Origin of the sequence: Psychrobacter sp. DAB_AL32B (genome assembly GCF_002224105.1) — a bacterium.
Lineage (GTDB): Bacteria > Pseudomonadota > Gammaproteobacteria > Pseudomonadales > Moraxellaceae > Psychrobacter.
On record NZ_NEXU01000070.1, the window covers coordinates 1 to 7,965 of the forward strand.

The 7,965-nt window shown below is 41.4% G+C and carries 4 protein-coding genes; 3 read left to right on the plus strand and 1 reads right to left on the minus strand.

All coding sequences use genetic code 11. The annotated features are described in order from the left end of the window. The first annotated feature begins 645 nt into the window (after positions 1-645). Complete coding sequence (aceE, locus tag CAN34_RS08180; protein WP_089555229.1) at positions 646-3,468, plus strand: pyruvate dehydrogenase (acetyl-transferring), homodimeric type; 2,823 nt, start codon at positions 646-648, stop codon at positions 3,466-3,468. Between the two features lie 22 nt (positions 3,469-3,490). Further along, positions 3,491-5,233, plus strand: coding sequence for a 2-oxo acid dehydrogenase subunit E2 (locus tag CAN34_RS08185; protein ID WP_089555230.1), 1,743 nt, complete (start codon positions 3,491-3,493; stop codon positions 5,231-5,233). A gap of 168 nt (positions 5,234-5,401) precedes the next feature. Here the strand turns inward: CAN34_RS08185 and CAN34_RS08190 are convergent, their stop codons facing one another. Then, positions 5,402-6,061 carry an OmpW family protein gene (locus tag CAN34_RS08190; protein WP_089555231.1) on the minus strand — a complete coding sequence of 220 codons (660 nt, stop codon included), beginning with the start codon at positions 6,059-6,061 and terminating at the stop codon, positions 5,402-5,404. Positions 6,062-6,887: 826 nt separating this feature from the next. Between CAN34_RS08190 and CAN34_RS08200 the strand changes: the two genes are divergently transcribed. Beyond that, a complete protein-coding gene (locus CAN34_RS08200) occupies positions 6,888-7,868 on the plus strand; it encodes an ion transporter (protein ID WP_089555232.1) in 981 nt (326 codons plus the stop codon). The last annotated feature ends 97 nt before the right edge of the window (positions 7,869-7,965 follow it).

Below are 7,965 nucleotides of genomic sequence, written 5' to 3' on the forward strand. Positions count from 1 at the left end.
ATTTTATTACAAATAATCACATAATATCACTAGAAGTAAAACAATAGTGGTTTTTAATGTGTAAAAAATAAAAACTTTATCCGGAAAATACAGCTATACCAATTTATAATAATCCTAAGCTCTTTACTAATGAAGGGAAAAATATTTATCAAGTATTTTTAATACTTGAATCACTGCTATGGTTAGACGTTATTTTCCTGAAAAACAGATGAGTGGCGGTTTTAGTATGACCAAATACCAATCTATGCTAAACAATACTCTCCATTAGCAATCTCCAAACAATTTTCTTAAACACCTCAAAAAAATAATCACTATTTATTTTAGAAATACTTGTCATATCATCATTTCTCTACAGCCATAAACAATTGACTCATAAGCGCCTATAATAGACTGCCATAATCATTTAATGACTGAATAGACACAGTTAAGTGTATATTCTATTTTATAATTATGCTTATTCAACAGGTATGCTAATGTACAGTGCCACTATTTTGTATAACTTAGCTGTATATAAACCGCATAAGACAATGGAATGCTTAGATGCAGCAAGGAAGTCATCAAGTAAAGCGTTTGCTCATTACACACTATTTAATTAATAAGACCCTGCCATCATGCAGGGCTGACTGATAAAAAGGATTGAAAAAGATGAATTATTACAAGGATGCTGATAGCAGCGAAACGCAGGAATGGCTTCAGGCTTTTGAGTCTGTGATTAAGCATGCTGATAAAGATCGTGCGCAGTTCTTATTAAAAGCTCTATACAATATGGGGGTGCAAGAAGGCCTACCATTTAACCGTCTCGATACGGCTTATATCAATACCATCGCCGTTGAAGATGAACCGATGTACCCAGGTGACTTGACGATCGAGCGCAAAATTCGTGCCTTGATTCGCTACAATGCCTTGGCAATGGTCATGCGCGCTAATAAAAACGATGACGATTTGGGTGGTCACTTAGCGACATTTGCTTCAAGTGCGACCCTTTATGAAACAGGTTTTAACCATTTCTTCCGTGCTGCCAGCGATCATTTCGGTGGTGATATGATTTATTATCAAGGTCACTCGGCACCTGGTATCTATGCGCGCTCTTATCTAGAAGGTCGCTTGACTGAAGAACAGCTAGAAAACTTCCGCCGTGAAGTCGGTGGTAAAGGTCTATCGAGCTATCCGCATCCGTACTTAATGCCAGATTATTGGCAGTTCCCAACCGTTTCGATGGGCTTAGGTCCTATCATGTCAATCTACCATGCCCACGTCCATCGCTATATGGAAAACCGTGGATTGTTAGAGAAAGAAGGTCGCAAAATTTGGACATTCTTAGGTGATGGTGAAACTGACGAACCAGAAAGCTTGGGCGCTATTTCACTTGCTGGTCGTGAGAAGTTGGATAACCTCATATGGGTTGTTAACTGTAACTTGCAACGCCTTGATGGTCCGGTTCGTGGTAACGGTAAGATCATTCAAGAATTAGAATCCGTATTCCGCGGTGCAGGCTGGCGGGTGATTAAAGTTGTTTGGGGCGGTAATTGGGATTCGTTACTCGATAAAGATCATACGGGTGTTCTCAAACACCGTATGGAAGAAGCGGTCGACGGTGAGTATCAGCTGTATGAAGCGCGAACGCCTGAATTTACCCGTAAAGAGTTCTTTGGTAAATATCCAGAGTTGGAAGAGATGGCAGATGCCTTGACGGATGAAGAAATCTCACGTTTGAACCGTGGTGGTCATGATCCAATGAAGGTCTATGCGGCCTTTAGTGAAGCAATGAAGACCAAAGATCAACCAACCGTTATTTTGGTCAAAACGGTTAAAGGTTATGGTTTATCTACGCAAACCCAAGCGGTGAATAAATCGCATCAGGTTAAAAAGCTTGATCAAGAAGGCTTGATGTACTTCCGCGATCGCTTTGATTTGCCATTTACCGATGAGCAATTAGAGACGCTACCGTTTTATCGTCCAGCCGAAGATTCAGCGGAGATGAAGTACCTTAAAGGTCGCCGCGAAGCGTTAGGTGGTCATCTGCCAAATCGCCGCAGTGGGCATATTCCTTTAAATATTCCTGATATATCGATTTTTGATCGCGTCTTAAAAGGTAGCAACGGAAAAGAGCAGTCGACCACCATGGTATTCGTGCGTCTGCTAGCTGCTATGCTCAAAAATAAAGACATTCAAGATCGTGTGGTACCTATCGTACCTGACGAAGCACGCACCTTTGGTTTAGAAGGTATGTTCCGTCAATTGGGTATTTACTCGGCTGTTGGGCAAAAATATACCCCAGAAGATAGCGAAGCTTTGATGGGTTATAAAGAAGCTATTGATGGTCATATGTTGGAAGAAGGCATCAACGAAGCTGGCGCAATGAGTACGTGGATTGCCTTAGCAACCAGCTACTCTGTGAACGCATTACCGATGATTCCGATGTATATTTACTACTCAATGTTCGGTTTCCAACGTGTTGGTGATTTGGCTTGGGCAGCAGGCGATTGTCAAGCGCAAGGCTTCTTACTAGGCGCAACGGCTGGTCGTACGACTCTAAATGGCGAAGGCTTACAGCATCAAGATGGTCATTCGCAAATTCTATTTAACGTGGTGCCCAACTGTGTGACTTATGATCCATGCTTTGGTTATGAGCTAGCAGTGGTAATGCATGATGGTCTGCGCCGTATGTATGGTGAAGGTGAGCGTGTTTATTATTACTTGACGCTAATGAATGAAAACTACGATCAGCCAGCGATGCCAGAAGGCGCAGAAGAAGGCATCAAGCGCGGTATGTATTTACTTGAAGATAATGGCTCAACTCAAGTACAGTTATTAGGTTCTGGTGTTATCTTACGTGAAGTGCAAAAGGCGGCGCGCATATTACAAGATGAGTTTAACATCACCTCCAACGTTTGGAGCGTGACCAGCTTTAACGAGCTGACTCGTGATGGTATGGCTTGCGATGATTACAATCGTCTGCATCCTATGGAAGAAGAAAAAGTTTCGTGGATCACTGAGCAACTTGCTCCGCACGAAGGTGTGGTCGTTGCAGCAACAGACTACATGCGCAATTATTCAGAACAAATCCGTGCTTGGTTACCTGATAACCGTCCTTATACCACGCTTGGTACCGATGGTTATGGTCGCTCTGATACCCGTGAGAATCTGCGTAGCTTCTTCCATGTCGATGCGGCTCACATTGTCGTTGCAACCCTCAAACGCTTGGCGGATGAAGGCGAAGTTGAAATGCGCTTGGTAAAAGACGCAATTTCAAGCTTCGGTATCGAAGCGGATCAACCACCTGCATGGCAGCAACAGCCTCATTATGATCACTTCCCAGATGCTCCAGCACCAACACCTGACCATATCAATCCAAACCCAGTACCTGAGTTTGTCGCTGAAGATGATGAAGAGATAAGCAGTGAAGGTCGCGCTGAAGATCAAGCCGATGCAGCCTTGCTCAATGATGATGACGTCAAAGAAAAATAACCATAAGACAAGGAGATAAAACATGGAAATTAAAGCCCCCGATTTGGGTGTCGATAGTGCCGAAGTCAGTGAAATTATGGTTGAAGTTGGTGATGTCATTGCAAAAGACGATAATATTATCCTGATTGAATCTGATAAAGCCTCGGTCGAAGTACCAAGCTCTGCTGCTGGTAAAGTAACTAAAATTAATGTTGCAGTTGGCGATCAAGTCAGTGAAGGTATGGTGTTGATTGAGATTGAAAGCGATGCTGACAGTCAAGATGATAGCCAAGACGCAGAGACACCTGTCGCTGACAATCAAGATAAGTCTAGTGATACTAAGCAAGAAGAGACGGAGAAAGAAGAGCAGAGTGATAAAGTAGCAGCTGAGTCAAATACCGCTCAAACTGCTCCACAAGCAGCAACAGCGACTACCCATGCGCTACCAGATTTAGGTGTTGATGAAGCGCAAGTGTCTGAAATTATGGTCAGTGTCGGCGATATAGTCAGCTCCGATCAGTCAATTTTACTGATTGAGTCAGATAAAGCTTCGGTTGAAGTACCAGCGCCACAAGCAGGCAAAGTTGAAAAAATACTGGTGCAAGTGGGCGATATGGTTGCCAATGGCCAAGACTTTATCATTATTGTTAGTAATGACGCTGCAGCTGGTAATGATGCAGCTGGTACGCCTGACGTTAAAGAAGCTTCAACCAGTAAGCAAGAAGCTGCTACGCCTGAACCGCAAACTCAGACTACAGGTGAACCAAAACAAGCAGCGGTTAAATCTGCAGCTGCGACGAATAATGTCGCTGCGACTGCCGCTAGCAGTAAGCTAACAGAAACTCAGGTTAATGAGAAGTTAGCTGAAGTATATGCTGGTCCTGCCGTGCGTAAGCTTGCACGTCAGTTGGGTTTGGATATCAGTGAGGTGGCAGGTTCAGCACTGAATGCGCGTATCTTAAAAGAAGATTTGTTTGCTCATGTCAAACAAAGCCTAACGACAAAACAAGCTTCTCCAGCTACTGGAGCCGGTGCATCTAGAGCCAGCTTACCAAGCTTGCCTGATATGAGTAATGTTGAGATTTGGGGTGAAACAGAAACCCAAGACTTGACCCGCTTGCAGAAGGTATCTATACCGCAGCTGAATTATAATACTTACTTACCGCAAGTGACGCAGTTTGATTTGTCTGATATTACAGAGACAGAAAATCTGCGTAGTGAGCTTAAAGGTAGTATGAAAGCTGAAGGTGTTGGGCTAACGATTTTAGCCTTTATCGTCAAAGCAACGGCTTATGCATTGACCCAACATCCGCGCTTTAACAGTCATTTAAGCGATGATAATACCCAAGTTATCCTGCGCAAAAGCGTAAATATGGGTATAGCGGTAGCGACAGATGATGGCTTGATCGTACCAGTGATTAAAAATGCTCACGAAAAAGGTATCAAGCAAATTGCCATTGAAATCGGCGAGTTGGCAGTTAAAGCTCGTGATAAAAAGCTGAGCACCAAAGACTTGCAAGGTGCAAGCTTTACCATCTCAAGTCAAGGCATCTTAGGTGGCACTGCGTTTACGCCACTGGTGAACTGGCCACAAGTGGGTATCTTAGGTGCATCAGAAGCAACTATGCAACCAAAATGGAATGCTGCTAAGCAAACCTTTGAGCCGCGCTTGATGTTGCCATTGTCATTATCATATGATCACCGTGTGATTAACGGTGCTGATGCGGCAGTGTTTACACGCTATGTTGCTAGTTTATTGGCTGATCCACGCCGTATCTTGCTATAAGTTTTATCCATACTTAATTGTTATATAAATAATAAAGAGACTGTCTGCGGATGGTCTTTTTTTTCTATCTTTTGTTTCAATGAAGCATAAGGTAAATGGAAGATATAAAAAAACCAGCGGTTAAGCTGGCTTTTTTATTCATAATCTTTAGCTAATGATTTTGCTAAATTAGAACTGTTTTACAAACGCAACGCCATAAACCCAAGGGCTGATGTCGATTTCGCCAAGCTCATAATTAACGCCCGCACCATTTACGGTAGCGTCTGTTTTGATGTCCATATAGCGGGCATCAATACGCAAAGATTCAGTTGCAGCGAATGGAATATCAAGACCGATATGACCTGCAACACCGACGCTATCTTTAAGTTTTAACTCAAGACCTAAGTTGTTATTAAGTTTTTCTTTAAAGAAAGTCGTATAGTTCACACCAACACCAACAAATGGTTTCACATTCATAGGCATGTTATAGCCGTCGAAGTGATATTGTAGTGAAAGCGTTGGTGGTAAATGTTGAGTTTTGCCTGTAAAAATTTCTGCACCGTTAGCATCATTTAAAGTGAAATCATGATGAAATGGAATCGCGGCTAGTAGCTCAACGCCAACGTTGTTAGCGATAAAGTATTCACCACTGATGGTTGGGCGTACATCACCATCAACATCAACATTAGCAACTAAATCAAGATCACTGTTTGCTAGAGTACCATTATCACTTTTTGGGTCAACATAGTGTGCGCCAGCAGCAACTGTCCAAGTACCAGCAGGTACAGCAAAAGCAGTGGTCATAGTAAGTGCAGTAGCAGCGGCTAAAACTAGGGATTGTAGTTTCATCGTTTAATTCCTCAACGTAATAGATGATTATTGGTAAATTTCTAATGAGGGATGACATTAATTACCAATATGCAATGTTAGGGTTATGGATTAACTCGTAACATTACGGTTGCATTATAGTACAAAAACCTTAATAAGAGTAAGGTTTTAAATAGAAACCAGTGTTATTTTTATTTTAAGTTACAATCAGTGTCATTAAGATAAGTTAAGTTAGAGTTTGTTAATTAAATCATTATCATCATTTTAGTGTGGCGTTTTTCGCCGCTATTTTATAAAGGAATTGGTTACCTATTATGCTCGGCTACTGTAGCAATTCGCCGCTTCGCTGTGAAAATGCCCGCTCAATTAAGCTGTTAAACCAAATAGATGCTTGCTGCCCAAAGTGTGGCTTGTTTTTGCTACCTGCTCAAAACTTAAGCAATCAATTACGAGCGGATGAGCGATTTTTACGCTGCATTTTTATTGCGATTGCCATTATATTGGTAGCTGCGACACATATTTATTATCTAAATTTTGTATAATAATGGCGTTTGATGAATAAAACAGCCATATTGGTTTTAATATAAAAATAGACTGCGGTCAAACTGCTATATAAAAAAGTTCTAAAATAAAGACTATAAGAAAATAGCTTTTGATTTTGATAGGTTTTTCAATCAATCATCAGTAAATTAGTGATCGAAACAAGATGTTTTTATGACTGAGTACCTAATATGTCTAACTAATTAGCTGTGTATCTGTCAAACCATTTTGTCTCTCTCATAACGGCATTTCTCAATACTACATTTTTTATTAATACAAAACCGGTGTTACACCGAACAGGGACGGCATGCTACTCCAATTTATACGGCGCTTGCGTCTTTTTGTTTATAATACTTTACAGAACGATGAGCATGATACGCTCTTTAGTCGCTACCTCGATTATTTTCTGATTTTTTTGATAATGGCGAATGTCACTGCAGTTATCGCTGAATCTGTCGATAGTTGGTATTACCCTTATCAAGAATACTTCACTTGGTTTGAAAATTTTTCAATTGTGGTATTTTCTGTCGAATATTTGCTACGTTTATGGAGTGTTGCTGACGCCAAACCGGACAATACCACTTGGCGTCAGCGTTGGGATTGGTTAAAAAGTCCTTCTGCATTGATTGACATTATTGCGATTGCACCAGCCTTTTTGAACTTCTTTGTCAGTATCGATTTGCGTTTCTTACGTATTTTGCGTCTGTTTCGAATTCTTAAACTCACCCGTTATTTTGCCTCTTTACGTATTTTATTGGTGGTTATTAGTAAAGAAAAAGGCTCATTTCAAGCCGTTATTTTTATCTTAGTTATTATGATTGTTACCGCCTCTAGCGGCATCTATTTGGTAGAGAATCACGCACAGCCAGAGGAGTTTGAATCGATACCGAAAGCGATGTGGTGGGCGGTAGTGACACTCACGACAGTAGGCTATGGCGATGTGACGCCGATTACCAATGCGGGTAAGATATTAGGTGCGGTTATTACGATATTGGGTGTCGGCCTCGCTGCATTACCGGCTGGTATTTTAGCCACTGGTTTGGCAAATGAGCTCAGTCAGCGCCGCGAAGAGCTTGAGCAAGATTTTCGAGAACAGTTGATCGATAGTGATTTTGATTTGGTGCAAAATCAGATGATGATTGAGAAAATCCGCAGAGAGCTTGGGTTAGATAAGGAGCAAGCACAGGAGATTGTGCTGCAAGTACTACGTGAGCGAGAGCTTGAGCGCCGTGAAAAAGAAGTGCGGCAAAAGAATTTTTGTCCGCACTGCGGTGAGCATTTAGATTAAAGCGCAGTTAATAGCGTGCAAAATTAATACTCAAACATTTCTAATAGATCAAAACTTAATATGCATAAAATAAAAAATGGTGAGACGTTATGAATTA